This is a genomic window from Flectobacillus roseus (assembly GCF_030056595.1).
Classification (GTDB): domain Bacteria; phylum Bacteroidota; class Bacteroidia; order Cytophagales; family Spirosomataceae; genus Flectobacillus; species Flectobacillus roseus.
In genome coordinates this window covers 49848-72244 of record NZ_JASHIF010000023.1, presented here as the reverse complement: position 1 = coordinate 72244, position 22397 = coordinate 49848, and the positions used below count along the sequence as shown (strand labels likewise).

The 22397-nt window shown below is 37.6% G+C and carries 16 protein-coding genes; 5 read left to right on the top strand and 11 right to left on the bottom strand.

Translation table 11 applies throughout. The annotated features are described in order from the left end of the window. Positions 1 to 50 precede the first annotated feature (50 nt). The 8 genes from QM524_RS21795 to QM524_RS21760 form a co-directional block, all read right to left on the bottom strand. A complete protein-coding gene (locus QM524_RS21795; protein ID WP_283346215.1) occupies positions 51 to 2132 on the bottom strand; it encodes a beta-galactosidase in 2082 nt (693 codons plus the stop codon). Between the two features lie 195 nt (positions 2133 to 2327). Next, entirely contained in the window at positions 2328 to 2912 is a 585-nt protein-coding gene (locus tag QM524_RS21790; protein ID WP_283346214.1) for a LutC/YkgG family protein, read from the bottom strand. 274 nt (positions 2913 to 3186) lie between these two features. Beyond that, positions 3187 to 4563 (bottom strand): lactate utilization protein B, encoded by a 1377-nt coding sequence (locus QM524_RS21785; RefSeq protein ID WP_283346213.1) that lies wholly within the window; start codon positions 4561 to 4563, stop codon positions 3187 to 3189. A gap of 28 nt (positions 4564 to 4591) precedes the next feature. Then, the gene (locus tag QM524_RS21780; RefSeq protein WP_283346212.1) at positions 4592 to 5332 is read right to left on the bottom strand and encodes a (Fe-S)-binding protein; all 741 of its coding nucleotides are present in this window, start codon (positions 5330 to 5332) and stop codon (positions 4592 to 4594) included. Between the two features lie 231 nt (positions 5333 to 5563). After that, positions 5564 to 6967: an FGGY-family carbohydrate kinase gene (locus QM524_RS21775; RefSeq protein WP_283346211.1), complete on the bottom strand. Its 1404-nt coding sequence runs from the start codon at positions 6965 to 6967 to the stop codon at positions 5564 to 5566. Between the two features lie 146 nt (positions 6968 to 7113). After that, positions 7114 to 8388, bottom strand: a complete 1275-nt coding sequence (locus QM524_RS21770) for a TIM barrel protein (protein ID WP_283346210.1) — start codon at positions 8386 to 8388, stop codon at positions 7114 to 7116. A 33-nt stretch (positions 8389 to 8421) separates the two neighbouring features. After that, the gene (gene rhaM / locus QM524_RS21765) at positions 8422 to 8736 is read right to left on the bottom strand and encodes an L-rhamnose mutarotase (protein WP_283346209.1); all 315 of its coding nucleotides are present in this window, start codon (positions 8734 to 8736) and stop codon (positions 8422 to 8424) included. Between the two features lie 80 nt (positions 8737 to 8816). Continuing rightward, a complete protein-coding gene (locus QM524_RS21760) occupies positions 8817 to 10961 on the bottom strand; it encodes a bifunctional aldolase/short-chain dehydrogenase (protein WP_283346208.1) in 2145 nt (714 codons plus the stop codon). A 389-nt stretch (positions 10962 to 11350) separates the two neighbouring features. Between QM524_RS21760 and QM524_RS21755 the strand changes: the two genes are divergently transcribed. Further along, positions 11351 to 11692 carry a thioredoxin family protein gene (locus QM524_RS21755; RefSeq protein ID WP_095168128.1) on the top strand — a complete coding sequence of 114 codons (342 nt, stop codon included), beginning with the start codon at positions 11351 to 11353 and terminating at the stop codon, positions 11690 to 11692. A gap of 188 nt (positions 11693 to 11880) precedes the next feature. On the opposite strand, the gene QM524_RS21750 is transcribed toward QM524_RS21755, so the two are convergent. Continuing rightward, on the bottom strand, positions 11881 to 13305 hold the full coding sequence (locus QM524_RS21750; protein ID WP_176464539.1) for a replication initiation protein: 1425 nt from the start codon (positions 13303 to 13305) through the stop codon (positions 11881 to 11883). A gap of 927 nt (positions 13306 to 14232) precedes the next feature. Between QM524_RS21750 and QM524_RS21745 the strand changes: the two genes are divergently transcribed. The 3 genes from QM524_RS21745 to QM524_RS21735 all read left to right on the top strand — a co-directional run bounded on the left by QM524_RS21745 (position 14233) and on the right by QM524_RS21735 (position 17563). Continuing rightward, the gene (locus QM524_RS21745; RefSeq protein WP_095168120.1) at positions 14233 to 15189 is read left to right on the top strand and encodes a ParA family protein; all 957 of its coding nucleotides are present in this window, start codon (positions 14233 to 14235) and stop codon (positions 15187 to 15189) included. A 7-nt stretch (positions 15190 to 15196) separates the two neighbouring features. Continuing rightward, on the top strand, positions 15197 to 16117 hold the full coding sequence (locus QM524_RS21740) for a ParB N-terminal domain-containing protein (RefSeq protein WP_283346207.1): 921 nt from the start codon (positions 15197 to 15199) through the stop codon (positions 16115 to 16117). A gap of 102 nt (positions 16118 to 16219) precedes the next feature. Continuing rightward, positions 16220 to 17563, top strand: coding sequence for a transposase (locus QM524_RS21735; protein ID WP_283346206.1), 1344 nt, complete (start codon positions 16220 to 16222; stop codon positions 17561 to 17563). Between the two features lie 26 nt (positions 17564 to 17589). On the opposite strand, the gene QM524_RS21730 is transcribed toward QM524_RS21735, so the two are convergent. Beyond that, a complete protein-coding gene (locus QM524_RS21730) occupies positions 17590 to 18126 on the bottom strand; it encodes a hypothetical protein (protein ID WP_283346205.1) in 537 nt (178 codons plus the stop codon). 183 nt (positions 18127 to 18309) lie between these two features. On the opposite strand from QM524_RS21730, the gene QM524_RS21725 reads away from it, so the two are divergent. After that, positions 18310 to 20637 (top strand): DUF6250 domain-containing protein, encoded by a 2328-nt coding sequence (locus QM524_RS21725; RefSeq protein ID WP_283346204.1) that lies wholly within the window; start codon positions 18310 to 18312, stop codon positions 20635 to 20637. Positions 20638 to 20730: 93 nt separating this feature from the next. On the opposite strand, the gene QM524_RS21720 is transcribed toward QM524_RS21725, so the two are convergent. Then, positions 20731 to 22380, bottom strand: coding sequence for a GH39 family glycosyl hydrolase (locus QM524_RS21720; RefSeq protein ID WP_283346254.1), 1650 nt, complete (start codon positions 22378 to 22380; stop codon positions 20731 to 20733). Positions 22381 to 22397: the final 17 nt, after the last annotated feature.

The following is a 22397-nucleotide window of genomic DNA, read 5'->3' as shown; positions in this document are numbered from 1 at the left end:
TAGGTACAAAACCCTTTTGAAAGACAATCCATTAGCTGAAAAAGAATCTACTATTTCTCCTCTATTATCACAAATCCCCACGGCTCAAGCGATATTACTTGATTAGTTGTTACCGTTTTGTTCGCTAACAAATCATTACCTGTATTTTCTTTGTAGGTAAAATTTTGAGAAGTACCTGAATAGTTAAAATAGTAATGTAGTTTCTTCCCAAGTTGATTGGTACCCGAACGATGAATTAGTGGAAATTCCAAACCTGATTTTTCCTTCGACAATTGGGCCTTATCCAACACATTTTGTAAAACTTGCTTGTAGACAAACTCACTCGTCAAACAACCTATGTATGTAGCCGTGCCCTTACCGAATTGGTTTTGGGTAATAGCGGCATATTTTCCCCATTGTGGGTGCTCGTAATAAGCCAACACTTTGGCTGTTGTTGGAGTCAGTAATTCCATCCATTGGGTTACTTTCGTCTTATCTGATGTCCATTTTCCCTCTGTATCTTTCAAACTAACACCATTTGGAATTGAAAACTGTGAATATTGAACTCCACAGGCCTCAGAAATAATAGCTGGTTGTATCTCGGTCCTTACTTTGACATTTTCGTCAGAAAAACCACTTTTCAAAGTATATACAATATGTCCTCCATTCTTGACAAAATCATTGAGTTTTTTCAACAAATTAGTTGGAGCGGCGTACAGTGCTGGAACAACAATTACTTTGTATTGCGAAATATCTTCAGTAGAAGGGTCAATGAAATCGAGCTCGACATTCATTTTATATAAAGCATCATAATAAGGTCGCAAAATATCGTTGTAAGTCTCACGAGCTCCCCAACCAAAACTAAAAGCATTAAAAGCAGTCAAAGCTTCATTACTGAATAGAATTGCCACCTGATTATTCTTTTTTAGATTAATCAATTTTTGTCCAACCATCTGAAAATCTTGACCTATTGTAATAGCTTCATTATACGTAGGATTAGGCTGAAAATCGTGGCTAAGCAAGCCTTTCCAATAAGTTTCGGCTGAATTATGAATAGAATGCCAATGCCAATATTCGACCATATTAGCACCAGAAGCTAAATGACTGAATGCTTGCAGTCGCAATTGATTAGGATAAGGTGTCCATTGAGGAAAACCCTGAGCTTCAGTCTCTAATACAAAATAATTTTTCCCATTTTTCATTGAGCGAGTAATATCACCGCCCAAGGCAATTTCAATACCAGTCAATTGGTCTTGACTCGGATGGTATATATCTATCCCAGCAATATCCAAGGTTTTGGCTGTTGCAAAATGATCAACATCAGGTTGAATACCATACGAATATCCACGCCAATCAAGGTCAAAATTTTGTGTAATAAATTGTTCAGGACGTTTATATTCTCGTACAATATCAGCCTGCCATTTCAAGAAATCAACCACCAATTTCCGTTGAAACTTGGCAAATTCAGCAGCGAAACTTGCATTGATAGTCCCAACTGTCGAGGGAAAATCTTCCCAAGCATTAATCCTATTACTCCAATAATCAAAGCCAAAAGCCTTATTGAGCTTATCAAGTGTTCCGAATTTTTGTTTACAATATTCTACAAAAGCCTTTTGCACATTGGGTCCTGCGGTACCGTAGGCCTTGGTCTCATTATCTACTTGGTATCCGATGATAGCTGGATGTTTGCTAACGTGTTCCATCAACTTACGAATAACTCTTTCGCTGGCTTCACGATAGTGCACATTCGAAATATCCATATTTTGTCGAGCTCCATATTGATTTTGTCCACGAGAAGTCACGGCCAAAACATCGGGATGCTTACGAACCAGCCATGTGGGCACGGCATACGTTGGGGTTCCAATAATCACAGCGATTCCAGCTTTGTGCATGGCATCCAAAACTCGATCTATATGCGAAAAGTCAAAGGTATTTTCTTGTGGCTCTAAAGTACTCCAAGTAGACTCAGCAATTCGAACTACGTTAATACCAGCCTTTTTCATCATATCCACATCCTGCTGAAGCCTATCATATGGCATATATTCATCATAATACGCTACACCATAATAAGGAGTTTTAGGAGAAAAATTTTGAGCTTCTAAACCCAGATGAGATGCAACAGCCAAGCAGATAGAGTACCAGATTTTTTTCATAGTAAAATAAGACATTTATTGAATCATAAAGATACAATAAATATAATCAAACAAATACTTTGTAAAGTATAAATTCTCTCAGAAATTGAGCGTTATTTTAGATAAAAAAGAAAAGAAGCTACCCAATTTTGGATAGCTTCTTTTCTAAAATACTTGTAAAATAGCGAGTCTACAAGTTAGATTTATTCGTACAAATTACACTTTTAAAAACACCGTTAAACCACGAGCCCCATGCGCACCCAATACCAATGATTGTTCAATATCGGCAGTTTTGGAAGGCCCAGCTAAGAAAGTCGCAAAACCATACTCCTCCATTCCGATTTGAGCATAAGCTTCATGCATTGACGATACTAAAGAATTTGCTTCTAAAACAATTGCTAAATATTGTGGAATAAATGCCGAAACACGTTGCTTCAAAAGAGATTCGGTAATCCATATAGCGCTGTTTTCAGCAACACCCAAATGACCTCGTATAATAGTGAAATCAACATTCTCTAAAGTATGCGGGTCATTATCGACCCAATCAAGCTCGGCAATATCCGCCAATTCGGGAAGAGTTGAGGTAATTCTGGCATTCGAATCGAAATGTTCGTGGACGAAAGCCTTTATTTCTGACCAATCCGAAAACTCGATTACTTTACCACCAATACCTTCCAAAATTGTTTTAAACTGTTGGGCAGGGCTTTCATAGACGTTACCCAATCCTTTCAAATCAGGTAATGCACTAAATTCTGGTTGATTTTGAGCTATTTTTGCTAAAATTCTATCTCTGCTACTCATGATAGTTGGACGACCTGCTTGGGTCAGATAAGTGTTAATGCAGAATTGTGAATTATGAATTGTGAATCTAAATTACCGTCTTAATATATTTGATAAACAAGTAATTATCCCTCACAAACCACGCTTACCTGACTAGATACTTAATTAAATTAAGTAAAAAGGTAAGAAAAGAAGGCGGGTGGAAAATCTCTCACCCAATCCGACTTTTACACCTCACTATGTCATGGATAAACTCCAAATTTTGCATTGCCTTTTGGCACTCCTTTCGGATTGACTAAGATTTTTTATTGTTCAGATACCATTCTCTAAAGGATTCTTTTGGAGGCTCTGGCATCTCTCTATTTTTAAACCAAGGATTTAATCCATTATTTACCACAAAAGGGATATTTCGCATAAACCATCTCCCAACTTTCCCGCCTGTTTGATAAATAGCAGGATTTGATAATGTAAAGGTCATTGCGCCCATTCCTAATTTTTTAGACGTGGCAGCATATCCCTCTTTCACTATTACCTGACGCCATTTATACAGCTGGTCATGAATATCTATCTTAACAGGACATACATTCGAGCATGAACCACATAAAGTCGAGGCAAATGGCAAGTCTGCATTTTTGCGCATATCCAAATTCGGCGCTAAAATAGAGCCAATCGGACCCGCAACGGCATTGTGATAACTATGTCCACCACTACGACGATAAACAGGACACGTATTCATACAAGCACCACAACGAATACACTTCAACGAGTTACGAAAATCCTCACGACCCAACTGCGTCGAGCGACCATTATCGACAATCACAATGTGCATTTCTTGTCCTTCACGAGGCTTCTTGAAATGACTTGAATAAGTTGTAATAGGCTGACCAGTAGCACTTCTCGCCAATAACCTCAAAAATACACCGAGGTGTTCACGGCGAGGTATTAATTTTTCAAAACCCATACATGCAATATGAACATCAGCCAAGTGGGCTCCCATATCTGCATTTCCTTCGTTGGTACAAACCACAAACTCTCCAGTTTGAGCTACGGCAAAATTAACACCTGTCAGTGCTATTTTACGAGTCAAGAAAGTTTCACGCAAATGATGACGTGCAGCTTCAGTAAGATATTGCGGATCCTTATTTCCTTTTTCGGTACCTAAATGAATATGAAAAGTTTCACCAACATCCTCTTTTTTCAAGTGAATCGCAGGCAAAACTATATGACTTGGTGGCTCATCACGCAACTGAACGATACGTTCTCCCAAGTCAGTATCAATTACCTCAACACCATTTTTGGCTAAATAATCGTTTAAATGGCATTCTTCGGTAAGCATCGACTTACTCTTTACCATACGAGTAACGCCATGCTTAGCAATAATACCATGAACAATTTTATTATGCTCCTCAGCATCGGCTGCCCAATGGATGTGGACACCATTAGCCAAAGCATTTTTCTCAAACTCGACTAAATAGTCGTGCATATTTGACAACACATTATGCTTGATACTAGAAGCCGTAGAGCGCAACAATTCCCAATCAGGGATATTATGAGCGGCTTTATCTCGCTTACTTCTTACAAACCAAAGTGTTTCGTCATGCCAACCTACACGCTCTTTGTCTTTATTAAATACCTCCGAGGCTTTGCTATGTTCAAGAACTTTAGATTCCATATCTGATTACTTAAATTGGGAGCAAAATCTATTTGATTTGGCTATTTAATATTTCTGCAATGTGTATCACTTTTACAGGACTTTGTTGACGACGTAGAATACCTTCCAAGTGCATCAAACAAGACATATCTCCTCCTGTTATAAATTCAACATTCTTGTCTTCATGGTCTTTGACACGATCTTGTCCCATGCGTACTGAAATGGCTTCTTCGGTCACACAGAAAGTTCCACCAAAACCACAACATTCGTCTTTTCGAGATAAAGAAACCAAATCCAACTGCTTGACTTGATTCAATAATTGCTCTGGTTTTGAGAAAAATGGGGCATTCAACTCAGACATTTGTGCTAGTTTCAATCCACGCTGACCATGACAGCTTTGATGCAGGCCAACTCTGTGTGGAAAATTGGCTTCAAGATTTTCCACTTTTAAAATATCTGTTAAAAACTCCACCAACTCATAAACTCGTTTACGAATAACTGAAGCTTTTTCTTCTCTTTTCTCCTCATGTAAGTGTTCTTTAATATGCAAAGTACAACTTCCAGAAGGGCAAACGATATAATCAAAGCCTTCAAAATTATCGATGAATAGAGAATTACACCCTCCCGTTAAATGTTCAAAACCAGAATTGGCCATCGGCTGACCACAGCAAGTTTGATTTAAAGGAAAATGAACCTCACAGCCCAATTTTTCAAGCAACTCCAACGTTGCCACGCCTATCTGAGGATAAAATTGGTCAACATAACAAGGAATGAATAAGCCAACACGCATAATCTTGGATATTTCAAATGTGATACTTATTGGTACCACTTTAAATGTATTTCAAATTTTATAAAGGTGACCTTTTAAAAGCGCAACGTTTTCGAAAATAACAAATTGTACTTTTTTATGTTTACCCAAATCAGTCAAATATTTTTAACCACTACTCAAATAAGGTATTTTACTTAAAAACTACTCTTTCCTTCTACTAGTTTTCTTTATTTTGAATTATAAAGACCTGACTTAATTTTTGGGTAAAAGGGTAGGCTGACAAGCATAATACTTTAAATCAATCAAATCTCCGGGTAATGCTTTTGAGTTCCAATGTTTATGAATAGCCAACGCTGCTCCCAAAGAGCTGGCTTGTGCCATAGATGCAGCAAACACCTCAAGTTCAGGAAAAGCAGCAGCCAAAAGGTTCATAAAAATAGGATTTTTGCTAAAACCACCATCCACAAAAACTCGCTTCACAGGGTAGTTATGCAAAACTAATTCTGTAGAAATTAATTGTTGGGTCATAATATCCAACATCAATTGATGGTAAGCTTCCTCAACGGATGAATAATCTGCTAATTCACGATGTTCAAATAAAGAACTTTTTAAAAGTTCATATTTATTATCCTCTTCAGAAGCAGATGGACTTTGCGCATTTTTTAAACGGTCGATAATCTGTGCATCATAAGCAACTGTCTTGAAGAAATCATTTTCGGCTCCAAAATGCTGTGCAATACGCTTTGTCTGAATCTCATGTTCATATCCCGAAAATAAACGAGAAGCTTTTACGGGCTTGCCTTGATAGTGCATATAACACAAACAGTCATATTGCAACTCTTCAAAAGTAAGCGGAATATCATTGAATGGATTCAAGGAAATACTCCATGTTCCTGTTGAAAGCAAAATAAAAGGTTCTTGAAAATTGATCAAATAAGGAATCAAAGCTGAAGAACTATCGTGCAAGCCCACTCCAACAGAAACAGCCTTATCCCCAATCGCTAATTTTACCACTTCGTCTGAATAGAAAAGTGTTGGTAGTTTTGTTTCAATTTTTTCGCGAGAAGTCCATTCATGATACTTCTGCACTCTGAAATCCCAGAGATTGGTATGGCAACCAATACTGGTAATATCGGAGTAATATTTTTTTGTAAAGAGGCTATGTAAAAACTGAGGCAAGTGAAGACAATATTTTACTTGCTCAAATATTTCAGGTTTTTCGTATTTCAAACGATAAATCTGCATACCAGAATTAAGAGAACCTAATACTGGGGAGGCAGTTCTGACTGCAAATTCTTCCTCACCGCCATATGTATCATAAAACTGTTTTTGCAAATCAGTAGAATAGGCCTTTAGATAATTATAAAGTGGAGTCAGCACATTTCCCTCTTCATTTACATAGACAAAACTTGCCCCATAAGTTGAAAAATTAAGCGCATTTACTACAAAGTTATCTAACGAAAGTACTTCATTCCATGATTCCAATACCCATGATTGCAACAAGTTAACATCCTCACAAGCATCCCCATCCTCGTCGACAGTTTCAGGAAATTGCATACTTTTTTCCCAAACAATTTGGTATTGTTCGTCAAATAAAAACAGTTTTTTATTGGTTTTGCCAATATCAAAAATTGCGCAAACTGGTATTGGATTCATATTTCGGTAATGAATTTTAAAACAGCCTAAGGCCTCACAGATATGTCAGTAAATGAAGGGAAGAATATTCCCGAGTAATTTGTTGCTCGGGAATATAAATTCTAAAGTATATAGGAAAGGTAGAAAAAGATTTTCTACCCAAAATCTTACAAACCAGTCGATACAGTTTTCAAACCGCGTTCAGCAATAAGGTTTTCTCTTACTTTCAACTCACGGTATAGTGCTACAGGATTCAAAGCAGCACCAGCACGCAAGCGAGCCTCAGCAACGATAGCACGAACATCTGTACGGAATGCATTTTGAAGAATTTCTTGAGCACGAACAACATCGTTGTTTTCTTGAGCATCTTCTAAAGCTTTTCTATCTACAGAAAGAGCTTGAGCATAAGCAATCATGATAGCCTCAACAGATTGTAACAAATCTTCTAAAGGATCTTTTACATTGTGAGATGCATCAATCATCCAGCCCAAATCTTTAGCGTGATTCATACCACGAGCATCCATACCTTCCACTAATTCATTGAAAATCAAGAACAATTGATAAGGTTTTACTGAACCAGCCGTCAAATCATCATCGCCGTATTTAGAATCGTTAAAGTGGAAACCACCCAATTTTTCTTCCATCAACAACAATGAAACAATTTGTTCGATGTTAGCATTTGGCAAATGGTGTCCCAAGTCAACCAATGTATAGGCTTTATCTCCCAATTTGCGAGCATACGACAATGATTGTCCCCAGTCTCCTACCGTCATAGAGTAGAAATTCGGTTCAAAAGCTTTGTATTCAACAAAGATTTTCCAATCATCTGGTAAAGCTGCATAGATTTCTTGCAAACTTTCCAAAGTATTTTGATAAGCTTTTCTAAAGTTTAATTGACCCGGGAAGCAAGAACCATCTGACAACCAAACTGTCAATGAATCAGAACCCAACTCGATACCATGCTTAATTACCTCGATATTGTGGTCGATAGCCTGCTTACGAATCGCCTTGTTTACATTTTGTAAAGAACCAAACTTGTAAGTATGTTCTTGATCAGCTTGATCTTGAAATGTATTTGAATTTACTGCGTCAAACTTCAAACCATGCTGAGCTGCCAAAGCACGAATCGCTTTAGGATCAGTAGGAATATCCCATGGAATATGCAACGAAATAGCCCCAGAAGCTTTGTTTAAAGTGTGTAAAAGACCGACGTCTTCGATTTTTTCTTCCAAAGTACGTGGCTCACCACCACCTGCAAATCGTCCGAAACGAGTACCGCCAGTGCCTAAAGCCCAAGAAGGAATAGCAATTTGGAAGTCAACAAGTTTTTGAATGATTTCTTCAGTTCCAGCGATTTCTGAGCGAGTAAACGCCAATTTATTTTCGTGGCCTTTCAACAAAGAGTCGTTGTGTGAGGCAATTTTGTATGATTCGACTAACATGAGATGTTTCTGTTAAAATTCGGATAGTTTGTCCTAAGGTAAATGAAATACATCAACGAGTGGTACACTTACTGGGGAGTTATCTGGATTGGCATCCATGATATCGCCCATATATTTCCACCACTTTTGCATAACTGGATGTTTAGGAAGTTCATCCATTAATGCAGGATTTTCAATTTTTAATATACCAAACAAGGCGAATGTGTCTGGATCAAGGAAAATCGAATAATCTTCTATTCCTATACTTTTGAGCAATGCTACTAATTCAGGCCAAATTTCGTCATGACGACGCTTATATTCCTCGACCTGACCTTGATGCAATTGCATTTTGAAGGCAACTCGTTTCATAATTTATTGCATGATTGAGCAAATGAGCAAATGAATGAATTTGTTCACAAATCACCCATCTACTCATTCGCTAAATAAACCTATCTATAGAAGCCCATTGAAACACCACCATCAACGTTCAAGGCATTTCCTGTTGATTTACTCAACAAACCACCAACAAACGCAAAACAAGCATTAGCAATGTCAACTGGCAAAATGATTTCGTTCAATAAAGTACGTTTTGCATAATAAGCTGGTAATTCTGCTACTGTAATACCATACGCTTTTGCACGGCCTTCAGCCCAACCTCCTGCCCAAATATTTGAGTCAGAGATAACCGCATCAGGGTTTACAGTATTTACACGAATTTTGTCAGCACCTAATTCTGCCGCCATTAGTCTTGTCAAATGCGCCTGTGCTGCTTTAGCCGAACCATAACCAGGGTTGTTTGGACCTGCAACTACTGCATTTTTAGAAACAATATTTACGATGTCACCACCAAAGCCTTGCTTACGCATTACTTCGATACCTGCTTTAGAAACGATAAATTGACCTTTCACCAAAATATCATATAATCTATCCCATTCTTCCAAGCTATGTTCAGCAATAGATTTAGAAATACTGATACCTGCGTTGTTGATCACGATGTCGACACCACCAAATGCCAAACAAGCATTATCTAAAGCTTGCTCAGTGCTTGCAGCGTCCGTCACGTTCAACAATGTAGAAGCTACCGCATCTTTTCCGAAGATCTGAACAAATTCAGCTTTTGCACCTTCTAAGCGCTCTTCGTTGATGTCGTTGATAATAACACAAGCTCCTTCTTCAGCAAATTTCTTAGCAATAGCTTTACCAATACCACCAGCAGAGCCCGTCACTAATGCAACACGACCTGACAATGCTTTTGGTTTTGGCATTCTTTGCAATTTTGCTTCTTCCAACAACCAGTATTCAATATCAAAAGCCTCCTGACGTGGCAATGAAGTATATTCAGAAACAGCTTCAGCACCTTTCATTACATTCACAGCGTTGATGTAATATTCTGATGCCAAACGAGCTGTAGTTTTATCTTTTGCAAAAGTAAACATACCTACACCAGGGTAAAGGATTACTACTGGGTTCGGGTCGCGCATAGCTGGCGAGTTATCATGCTTACAAGTGTTGTAATACTCTGTGTACATAGCACGATATGCCTCAAATGCAGGAGTCAATTGAGCTTTGATACCTGCTACATCTGACAAATCTTCACTTGGTGCTAATTCTAATACCAATGGAGAGATTTTTGTACGCAAGAAGTGGTCAGGACAAGAAGTACCAAGTGGAGCTAATTTCTCTAAATCATTAGAATTAATGAATTCCAATACACGTGCATCATCTGTAAAGTGACCAATCATTTGACGTTCTGAAGAGCAGAAACCACGCAAAATTGGAGCAACTTTTGCAGCTTGTAATTTACGATCTGCCTCTGGCAAACTTTCAATTTTAGCGCCTCCAAATACTGGGCGAGTTTTACCGTAGTTAGACTCTAAATATTCAGCACATTTTTCAATTACTTCCAACGTGTTGATATAACTTTCGTAAGCTGTGTCGCCCCAAGTAAACAAACCGTGAGAACCCAACATGATACCACGAAGTTTGATTCCTTTGGCAGCAGCTTCTTCCAAACAAGCACGTAATTGCAAGCCTAAGTCGAAACCTGGACGTTGCCAGCCTACCCAGCCAATTTCGCCGTTAAACAATTCTTCCGTGATTTTCTGACCGTCTTTCGCTGCAGCAATAGCGATAGCTGCATCTGGGTGAAGGTGGTCAATGTGAGCAAATGGAAGGAATCCATGAAGAGGCGTATCAATTGATGGAGCTTTAGAATCCAAATCAAAAATACAATGGTTGAACAATGCTACCATTTCATCTTCAAATTCGATTCCACGATATACATTTTCCAACGAACGGAGTCTATCTACGTATAACGCAGCACAACCGCTTTTTTTCAAAGTACCGATGTCTCCACCCGAACCTTTAATCCACATTATGTCCGTTTCCTGACCTGTTAATGGATCAACATCTTTGAGCTTTACAGAAGTGTTACCACCACCATAGTTAGTCAAACGAAGGTCGGCACCCAACATGTTTGAACGGTAAATGAAAAGAGCTACTTCATCGCCTGCCAATGCTGCTGCTTTGGCATCATCCCATAAATAGCTTACATGCTTAAATTTAGTTACATCCACTGTTGAAATCGTTGTCATTGTTTTTTGGTATTTGGTATTCAAGCGAATTTACACCGCTTTTGAATAGATTGTTTTATTTCTGTTTAAAGGGTAATTAATGATGGATTTAACATTTTGTTATTGGAATATTACACAAAACACCTCTATCATTTATTCTATATCGAATTGTTTTTTTCTTAGATAGCACAAACTTAATAGTTGTAAATGAGTCAACTTTCCTTTACCGTCCTGTATCAAACGACAGTACAGTTCCAACTATCTGATTTACAGTATATTAATACCTAAAAATAATTTATTTTTTTGTGAAAGTGTTTATTTTTTCTTTCAGAAAACTACTCTTTTGAAGTGAAAACTATTTTCATGAATGATAAATGGTTTAATTTTACCTTGAAAATAGGCAACCAATTATGAAAAAAAAATCAGCAGAGCTTCCTGCTTCACTCGAAGCTCATATGAATGCCAAAACACCCTTTTTATTGGTATTTCACGCTCAATGGTGTCAGCCTTGCAAAGGACTTGCTCCAATCTTAACTGATTTGAGTAAACAGATGGGTGATGGGATATTGATACAAAAAGTAGATGTGGATCGTGAAAAATATATCAGCGACTATTTTGGTGTAAAAAGTATGCCAACTCTATTTTTGTTTCAACAAGGCGAGGTGGTCTGGAAACATGTGGGCATTATCACCAAAAATTCATTAGAACATGTTATCAAAACGAAAACGATAAAACCTTATTTACTCAAATAATTTAGTGAGTTGAAATTGAGTAAATGAGTGATTGTTTTAGGAATCTATATTCTAAAGTTAGGGTCATAATACTTGGCAACTAAAAGTATGTAGTATCAAAAAGCGGTCGGAAAAACAATTTCCGACCGCTTTTTGATGAAAAGTTGGAGCATAATCCTAGAGCTAGGATTTGTGATAATTCACCTTTGTTAGTATGTCAATCGTAAACCTATCTCTTTTGCCTTAGGACTATATTCGTCTTTGATATAGCCAAATACTGGAAATTCGGATTCCAAGATATTCATCACAATTCCATAAAAACCTGTGCCTAAGTTGAAATAGCTTAGAAATGTATCAATCGATATTTGCCCACCACAAAACTGGAGATAACTATCATACTGCATTGACCCCAGCAAATTTGAACTCATTCTGTCAAGAATATTCCTATACAATTGGGGATTTTGGCTCAATATCATATTGGCTTCTTTTCGCTTGGCATTGGTATATTCTTCTAATAACTGGTCTTTCCGTTGCTGTTGTTCTTTTTTACTTTGAACTTCCGCTTTTTTTGTTGCTTGAACTCTTTTGGCTTCTTCTTTCTTTTTTACCTCTTGTTGCTGTGCTTGCATCAAGTCAGGGCTTTTTACCATGGTGGTCAAATAACCTCCTATATTTTTGATATTACGCCCACTAATAAGTTCTTTTTTTAGGTAGTTGATTGCTAGTTGGATTTGTTCAATAGATATTTCATCAAGCCAATCTTTGATAGTGTGTTGCGTAATACCAAAGTCCTTTACTTGATCATAAATAAGGTTCAGCGTCTCATTGGCTTGAATTTCGATTGACTGCGTTATCAAGGGCAAAGGATCTTTGTTTGCTTCTTTAAAACTAGCAGATATTTGCTCTACCAATGGGTCTTCAACTTCTTCCAATTTATTCTTCTTGACCACAAATCTTAATTTGACGACCTTTTTTCCTTGCTTGATTTCGGTAAACTCGAAATACAACTCCGAATTTTTCATCAATTCATTTTGTGCTTGTACGACTACTTTCATCTTAAAATCAAAGTAGTTTTTGTACTTGTGCTCAATATTAAACATTCGTTTGAGCTTATCTACTTCAAATTCAAAAGTTCCGATGCGTTCTTTTTCTTTGCATATCTCATAAAAACGCATGGCATAAGAGCTATCTAGCCGCAAAATATTACGAATATCCAAAACGGTAAAGTTTTCTTTGAGCTGTAATAAAAACGGTTTCAAAAGATTGGGAAACTCTAAAACAAAATATCCTTCTTTTTTGAAATATACATAGCCACTTATGAGGTGAGAATCTAGTTCTATACGGTCGTCTTTGTAGTATACTTTCTTGTCGATCATCTTCTTCACCTCTTGTTGTAGGTGCGAATACAAACTTCCTCCTTCTACGCCCGTAAATTTTTGAAAATCTTTTACCGTGATGGTTAATGGTACAAAGCTTTCTTTGCTGATGTCCAACAACGACAGCATATAAATAAAAAGCTTCATTTGAGTTGGGGTCAACTCAAAACGAGCTTCAATCAATGGATTGCCTTTGACAATCCGATAAGGGTCTTTGGTCACGCTGTCCAAAGCTTGTTCTCTTTTCTCTGTCTTCATATCTTCCATGACATTAGGGAAACCGAGTATTTATACTAATCAGCTTAGAATGAAATACTTAATTTTTTATTAAGACCCTTAATCAAAAAATTGTCACAGACTTCGGTTTCGTTCCTTTATTGTACAAAAATAAGAGGAATTGAAAAAAAAGCATCACAAAAACTACTTTTAATTTAAGCAGGTAGTTTTAAGCACCATAAAAGTAGTTTTAATACACCATAAAAGTAGTTTTAAGCACCATAAAAGTAGTTTTAATACACCATAAAAGTAGTTTTAAGCACCATAAAAGTAGTTTTAAACCTACTTAACAAAATGTAAATCAAATAGTTATGAAGCCCTAAAAGATTTAAAAGAATAAAAGATTTAAAAGACAACAAAGGGAATTGTTGATTTTTCATTAAATTTTTCTTTAAAAATTCAGCTTTGAAAATCTCCTAAAGTTAGTCACGGATAAAAATCGTAAGAGAAAGAATTGGAAGTGGCAACACCATAAAAGTAGTTTTTGGTCAAAGTAATTAAAACTGGGTAGACACCATAAAAGTAGTTTTTATGAAAGTGATTAAAATCCATGAAACACCATAAAAGTAGTTTTTGAAAAGTAATAAAAAGTACGCAGAACACCATAAAAGTAGTTTTTTGAGAACTCAATTGAAAATATAGTTACACCATAAAAGTAGTTTTTACAACTTCCGGCTGAATCCTATCACACACCATAAAAGTAGTTTTTATAAATTCAATAGGTTTTACAAATGACACCATAAAAGTAGTTTTTGTTTTCAGTCATATAATTATCCCACACACCATAAAAGTAGTTTTTATCCATTTCAAAAAATACTTATTTGGAATAGATAAAATATACGAAAGTTGTATCAAAACTGATACCTTTTTGGTATATTTGTATGAAATATAATACAAACGATTTTACCTATGATAAGCCAAGAATTAGTCCTAAAATTCTTAAGACATAATCCCGCACTTTCAGTTTCTACTGTAGAAAAAGAATCAGCATTAGCGAAAGGAACTCTAACCAAAGCAATCACAGGAGAGCGAAATCTCAATGAAAGACATTTAGCGGCTTTATTACCCGTACTAACCAAATACGGATACTCGCCGAATCTTTATCAAAACGCTCGTGTGATTTCAATCATCAATCACAAAGGGGGAGTTGGTAAAACTACTACGACTGGATCTTTGGGTGAGGCATTAGCCAGAAAAGGCTTTAATGTATTATTGATTGATATGGATCCTCAGGGTAATTTGTCTCAAATTCTAGGAATAGATACCCCAGAAAAGCAAGTAGTAGATGCCTTGCTGAAGGCAGATGAATTGCCAGTCATGAATATAGCCCCAAATTTAGATCTGAGCCCATCGGATATAGATTTAGCGAAAGCCGAAATAGAATTAATCATTTCGTTGGGAGGTGTATCGAGGCTTAAAAACAAATTAGTCCCATTGATGGAGCAATACGATTACATTCTGATTGACTGCCCCCCCTCACTCAATGCGCTTACTTCTTCAGCCTTGATTGCTTCTAAAAGTTGTTTGATTACACTTCAACCAGAGATATCTGCTGTGAAAGGGTTGAATACCCTTTTAGATAGAATCTCGGAAGTCCGTACAAGCTGGAATCCTGCCATCGAAATTGACGGAATTGTTTTTACGATGGTAAAGAAAAACTCTGTACACGACGGCGTAAAAGAACACGTTAGAGAAAGTATGTCACAGTTCAGGGTATTTCGCACCGAGATAAAACACCTTGTTGATTTTCAAAAAGCACAAATAGAACAAAGTACAATATCCAAATTTGCAGAAAATTCGGAAGCAGCCAAATTGTATCGTGAGTTTTCGGAAGAGTTTATACAGTATTTACAAGTGGTAAAATAGAGATTAGATGAAAGCAAATTTTAAAGATGTCATAGCCTCCAAAACCAAGCAAGCCTTGGGAAGTAATCTCATATCCCTAGAGGCCATTAAGCAAAACATACAAATCCTTGAAGAACTTCGCGATTTTATACCACCCTTGAGTGAGGAAGAGTCTCAACAATTAGAACAGAACATTCTAAAATACGGGTGCAAAGATGCACTATTGGTTTGGGAAACCACCCGTAGTGTAGCTGGATTAAGTATCACAGAAGATTCAACCCCTGCCTATATACTGATAGATGGACATAACCGCTATCGTATTTGCCAGACCAATCAATTGAATTTTAATATTCAACTTCTGTCTTTTAACACTTTGAAAGAAGTAAAAGACTATATGATTGACTTACAATTGGGACGTCGTAATCTTACGCCTCAGCAGGCATCCTATTTCAGAGGCTTACGTTATAACAATGAAAAAACAGAGCGAGGCAAATATGACCGCATTACTGACGAAGGACTCATTAACGTTGATGATTATTTTGAAAGTAAGCGAGTAAAAATTTCTACGGCCTCTAAATTGTCTGAAGAATATAAGGTCAGCCCCGCTACAATCCGCCGTGATGCTGAGTTTGCAGAAGGGTTAGGGAAATTATCGACTACTTTACGCAATGAAGTACTTGCAGGAAATCAAAATATTGAAAAAGGGCTTTTACAAAAAGTAGCAAAAGTAAAAGAATTACCTAAACCCATTGAAAGTGCTGATGAATTGGTAACGGTGTTACAAACGAGTGGTCTAGTAGAAAAAACAGAAGCAGTTCCAATTGACCACACCCTCGTCAATTGCTCTAACGAAATCATCGCACTTGTCAAGAAAATTGTTAATGCTAAGGACAAAGAAAAGCTGAACGATTTAAAAAATTTAGTAAGCAAATTGGAAGAGTTGTTGTAATTAAACATGAGTCATCCCGAATTTTTCGGGAGAACTTCTAAAAACGAAACCTCCTTGTTTACTTTGTGAATCACGACAAACACAAACAAACAGGAGGTTTCTATGCATAAAGCATTTCTACAAAATAATGACATAAAATCGAGTAAATCAAGACTCTCTCATTTACTTCTTCATAAACTTGATTTTTATCTTTCAGAGGTTCAATTATCCTTAGATTCTGTTCTGGATAAGCGTTTAGTTCGTACTTTTTACGATTTAATAGTTGCCATTTTATTGCATCGACACAACTCTATGGGCTTATTACTTAGTGAGTTAGGTGGATACATTTGTGGCTTTGCACATGCTCCCGCTGGGACAAAACGCATCAGCAATCTATTACGTTCCAAAAAATGGACATCTACTATTATTGATAATTTTCTCTTTATTCAAACTCGAAAAAGGCTTGAATCCTTAGTAAAACAGGGGAAACGCCCGCTAATGCTTTGGGATGATAGTCGGCTAGAAAAGGCTGAATCTTGGTTTTTGGAAGGGCTTTGTAGTGTAGAAAGCTCAAAAGCAAAACGACTAACACGGATTAAAAAAGGATACTATTCTCCTCCTAGTAAACGTATTTGTGTTCCTGGTTATCATTGGACAAGTACGTTGCTCTCAGCTTTGGGTGAGTCTGTAAGTGTATGTCAGATGAGTTGGTGGACTACCAGAGGTAAATACAAGGAATATGGTCGAAACATTATGTTTCGGATGCTAGAAAAACTACAAAAACAAGTAGGAAAAGGCATCCTGCATGTGCTTGACCGTGGTTACGCTAATGAGTGGACCATCGAGTGGTTTACGAACTTCGAACAAGATTTCCTAGTCCGATGGAAGAAGAATCATTTACTTATACACTCAACTAAAGGTAAAAAGCAACCCCATCTTCTAGCTCGCTCCTTTAAAGCCAGAAGTAAAAAAATTGCGCTCGATTCTCAGAGAAAGATTCTCAAGAGCATTTCTATTGCTTGGACTCAAGTACAACACCCTAGTTTTGAAGACATTAGCTTGTCGTTAGTAATAGTGAGAGATACCAAAAACTATCAGTCACCACTCTATTTATTAACCTCATTGCCTGTAGAATCAGCTAAGGAAGCTTGGGAAATATGTCATAGCTACATGCATCGATGGAATATCGAACAGGCGTTTAGATTCGCCAAAACTGAGCTAGCTATTGAATCTCCTAGGTTATGGTTCTTCGAAAATACCCTCAAACTATTAGCCATCGTCTCACTTATTTACGACTTCTTGATGAAACTCATCAGGAATTGGCCATCTATTATCAAGATAATCATCAATCAATTTGCTCATAGAACAGGAAATCGGTGCCAAAATGCTTTGACACCGATTTATCGATTGAGAACGGCCATCCAAAACATGCTATGGTGCTACTTCGCACAACAAAATTCGGGATGACTCATGTTTGATGAATAAAGATAGTTTCACATTTCTTTCGAAAATAAAGGCATAACAATGGTCTCTTTTGATGAAAGGAAAGATGTTTTGAAAGACGCTATAGCATCACTAGAAGCATGCTCAATGACTGCTCCGCCAGCGTAATACCATTTGATGGTGGTTTCAAAAAGTAATTGTTTCCGACCAAATAGTTTTTGCCAGTTTGGATTTTTGTTGAATTGCAAATACTCAAAGCTTTGACTTAGCAGTGTTTCAAATGATTTTTTGTATTCTTCGGGGCAGTTTTCGCTATAAATGATTTGTTCGATATTAGCAGTAGAATCTAACCTGACTACGGTCACCCAAGAGGTCTCGAGACTACGATAATTGTTTTTGTTCATCACATCATATAAGGTCCTTCCAACCCATTGCTCCGACGACTCAAAGTTTTCCATCACAGCATGTAATTGAAATACGAACTGATCTTTCTCCGAATCAGGATAGGCTAATTGTGCTTTTTGTTGCCATTTTTCTAAGGAAGTTTGAGCAGTGGAATTTTGAGCACACCCCCAAAATGAAGGCATAATTAGTATGAAGAAAAGTTTAAAAGAGTAGGACATTGACAGCGTTTTTAAAGATTATCCTTTTCAAAGGCAAATCTAGATTTTTTACTTTTAGAGATATTCAATTTAACAAAGTGCTTTCTATCAAAGGACGGAATCTTCACAAAGGTATCCTACATTTGTTTGATCATAACCATCTCTATCATGAATACCTTTATTTACAGAAACCTATTTTTCCTATTTTTAGGAATCAGTCTTAATTCATTTGGGCAAGTAACACGAAATTCGACTGCTGAACAAACGGTCTTATCCAACGACAAAGTAAGCTTTACTTTTCAGCATAAAAATGCTGATGTAAGTGCTGTTTCGTACGCAAAGCATGACAATGTTTTAGGTAAAAATGGTCGTTTTTACCTGCTTGGACCAGGGTTCTCGATGGCTCCCAGTGAGTTTAGAGTCGTAAGAGAAAATCCAGATTTAGTTGAAATTGCTTTCAAACACACTGCCAGTAATCATTTTACCTACGATTTACACTATATCCTTACCAAGGCAACGTCAGGGATTTATTGTTATTTGGTACAATCTCACGCAAAAGGCGATTCTATAGCCGATTATGGACAAACTCGTTTTGGTATTCGAGCAGATGAGCAATTGTTTGATTATCATTTAGTTCGAGATGATATTCAAGGTAAAATGCCTCCTATGAGGGTGCTGACACAAGAAATCCAAGATTGGACTTACCGCTTACCCGATAGCTCAGTTTACACAAAATACGATTTTAGCGACTATATCGATGGACGTTATGTTCATGGTATGGCTGGACAGAAGTCTGGTCTGGGAATGTTTATTATTCAGGCCTCACATGAATATCTCAATGGTGGTCCCACCAAGCAATATAATACCGTTCATAGTACGCCATTTTTGATGAATATGTTCAATTGTGGGCATTATTTGCTGGATAAAAGAAAAGGCGATAATCTAATCAAAGACAACTGGACGAAGCTCAATGGTCCCTTCTTGATTTATTTTAATGAGGGCAAAAATATCAAAACCATTTGGGCTGACGCCAAAAGAAAGGCGGAGGAAGAAAAAGTAAAATGGCCTTATTCGTGGATGAACGATAAAGAATATCCATTAGAACGTGGAGCCATAAAGGGGAGTGTCCAGATTAACGGGAAAGTTCAGTCCAATGCCAGAATCATTTTAGCAAATCCAAACTTTGATTGGCAGGCACAATCCCAAGGCTATATTTTTGATACTCGAAGCCAAAAAGATGGGTCTTTTTTGATGAAAAATATTCGTGCAGGAAAATACACTTTGTATGTAGTTGCTGAAAATGTGATGGAGGAATTCCGACTGGACAACGTTCAAATAGAGGAGAACAAAACGCTTGATTTAGGAAAAGTCAGTTTTCAACCAAGTAATAGCGCCACGACTTTATGGCAAATTGGGACCGCAGACCGCACAACCAAAGGATTTGGTTTTAGCGAGCGTAATCGAAATTATCAGACTTTCACCCAAACGCCTGAAAACCTTGATTTTTATATTGGGGAAAGTAAAACCAAGGATTGGTGCTATGCCCAAACAAAAAATGGTTCATGGAATATTCATTTTGATTTACCTGATTCACTTAGCAATACCAAAGGCGAATACGTGTTGACAGTTGGAGTGGCTGGCGCTAGTAGAAATGCTAGCCCAGAGGTGTTGATTAATGGTAATCTGATTGGAAAAAGAGCATTTGGAAACGATGCAAGTATTTATCGTTCAGCGATTTTGAGTGGTTATTACCAACAATGGGAAATTCATTTTTCAGCAGAATACCTAAAGCAAAAAGGTAATATGCTTTCGTTTGTGATGAAAAATCTCAAACATGGCGCAGGAATCATGTACGATGCGATTCAGTTGGGAGTTGCTCCAAAACAAAAACTAGTTTTTCAAGATGATTTTTCCAGAAAAGAATTAGGCGAAAATTGGATTACCGAATGGGATAAAGCCAAAGGTTCTTCAGTTGGGATAAAAGACGAAAAACTATGGGTTGATACTCAAGGGGGTATTTCAGTTTGGTTAAATCAAAAACTCCCACAAAACGTACGGATTGAATGCACGAGAAATGTGGTTGTAGAAGGTAAACCCAACGACAGACTTTCAGATTTGAATTTCTTCTGGAGCTGCCAAGACCCGAAGTTCGAGCGTAAATCTGATGGTAATTTTGCGATGTATGATTCATTGGCTTTGTATTATGTCGGCATAGGTGGAAATTATAATTCCACTACTAGACTACGAAAATACGATGGGAGAGGCGAGCGAGTTTTGTGGCAGGAAAAAAATGATAAAGCACATTTGTTGACGGAAAACACCGTTTATAAAATTGTTTTGGAGTTAAAGAAAGGACAAGTTTCAGTTTGGGTAAACGGAGAGCTATATTTTACCCAAAAAGACCCAAATCCGCTCGGAGGAGGCTATTTTGCGATTCGCTCGACCAAATCTCGCCAATGGATAGATGATATAAAAATCTATGAGTTGTTGGAGTGAGTTTATCCATGTAGTTTGTAAAAGGATACAGATTTAAGGGTTGGAATCCTCGGAAATAGCTAGTGCTGGCTTCCAAGCCAGCACTAGTGAAGTTTACCATTTAAAATGTAAAAACGATACTCCTTGTCTCGGCAGTTTCATTTTGATTTGAGCCTCTCCATTTTTAGGTGTTATCCATTCTGGAGAAGTAAGTAATTGTAGCTGTCCTGCTTTTTCTAGTATCACAATTTGTTCTGCGGTGGGTTGTTTAGGCGAACCCATTGTCTTCCAGACTTCGTAAGCATTACTATTTTCATTGTCGATGCGATAGTGCAATAAAGCCACTTTTCCAGCAGGTAAGCCTTTGACTGATATCTCTACAGAAGCATCTGGAGCAGGAACATTATCGTCATGATAATTCCAGACCATCACTCCCGCAGAGTTTGTGCCTTTTGAAGCTATAGCATTAATATCAGCAGCCTCTCTTACACTTTGAGCTCTAACTTTTTTGAAATCATAAGCCAAATTCTGGGTTACTTCCACACGATTTCCTTCCATCATGCCAAACATACGGAATACATTTAGCACAGGTTTATCGACTCCATTGGTAGCCAAATCTCTGAAACCACGAAACCATGCTTGGTCTTCAAATTCGAATGACCATGAAACGGCACCCAACAAATTTACACCTCTAGCTTCTGCCAATTCGTATTTTCGTGCAAAAGACGCTGCCGTATAACTTGAATACATGGTTCCGTTGCGATAGGCATTTTGGGGATGTAAATCTTCTGAACAAGCTGCACAGCCTTCAGGGTCGGATTCTCCGATGATAATGGGTAATTTCTTTAGCGTTGGATAGGAGGCTACAATCTCAAAACCTTTGTCAATATCACGGAGTTGCGTTCCCATGTTCATTTGTACATGTCCGTTTACTAGCTTTGGCGCACCTTTGGCATGATACGTAATAAAATCAATCGGTGAACCTGTTTTGCCTGTAACATAGTTTTTACCCTTGGTAACATGGTCTAGAAAAGTCCTCAAAAAAGTTGCTGACTTATCCCAATCTGGTCCAGTTACTTCTGGTCCACCGATTTTGGCTGTCGGTAATGCACGCTTTACAGCATCTGCTGTGTAGTCATACAATTTGATATACTCCTCGGTTGTACCTTTCCAGTAACCAATGTTCGGTTCGTTCCAAAGCTCCCAATACCAACTTTCTACCTCTTTTTGACCATATTTCGCTACCGAATGTTTTACCCATTGATAAACCAATTCAGCCCATTTGTTATAATCTTTGGGTGGATACGCCCATCCTGTATAAATATCGTTGTAATTATCCCCTGGTTTCCAATAATGACGATAAGGTGTTGGATGGCTTGAGAGTGCTTCTGGCATAAAGCCAATTTGAGCGATAGGTTTCATCCCACGTTCGATGAAAGTATCAAAAATTTTATCAACGATAGTCCAGTCGTAAATAGGGTTTCCATTGGCATCCTCCGTATAAGCGTTGGTTGAACCCCATTTCAAAGCAGCCGTTCCGTCGCCAGTCACCAATAAGCTGTGTACTCTCACATAAACGGGGACTTTACTCAATTGCGAGATTTCCGACAGCAATTTCTTGCCGTCTTTCATATAAGTATAATTAGGTTCGTCGTAACCAAACCAAGCCCATATTGGCTTCATGGGAGCTTTTGTCTTGGACAAATCAACCTGAATAGTGACAGGATTCTGTTCCTGAGCAAATACTGGCGTAGCCATCGACATCAATTGGACGACTGACA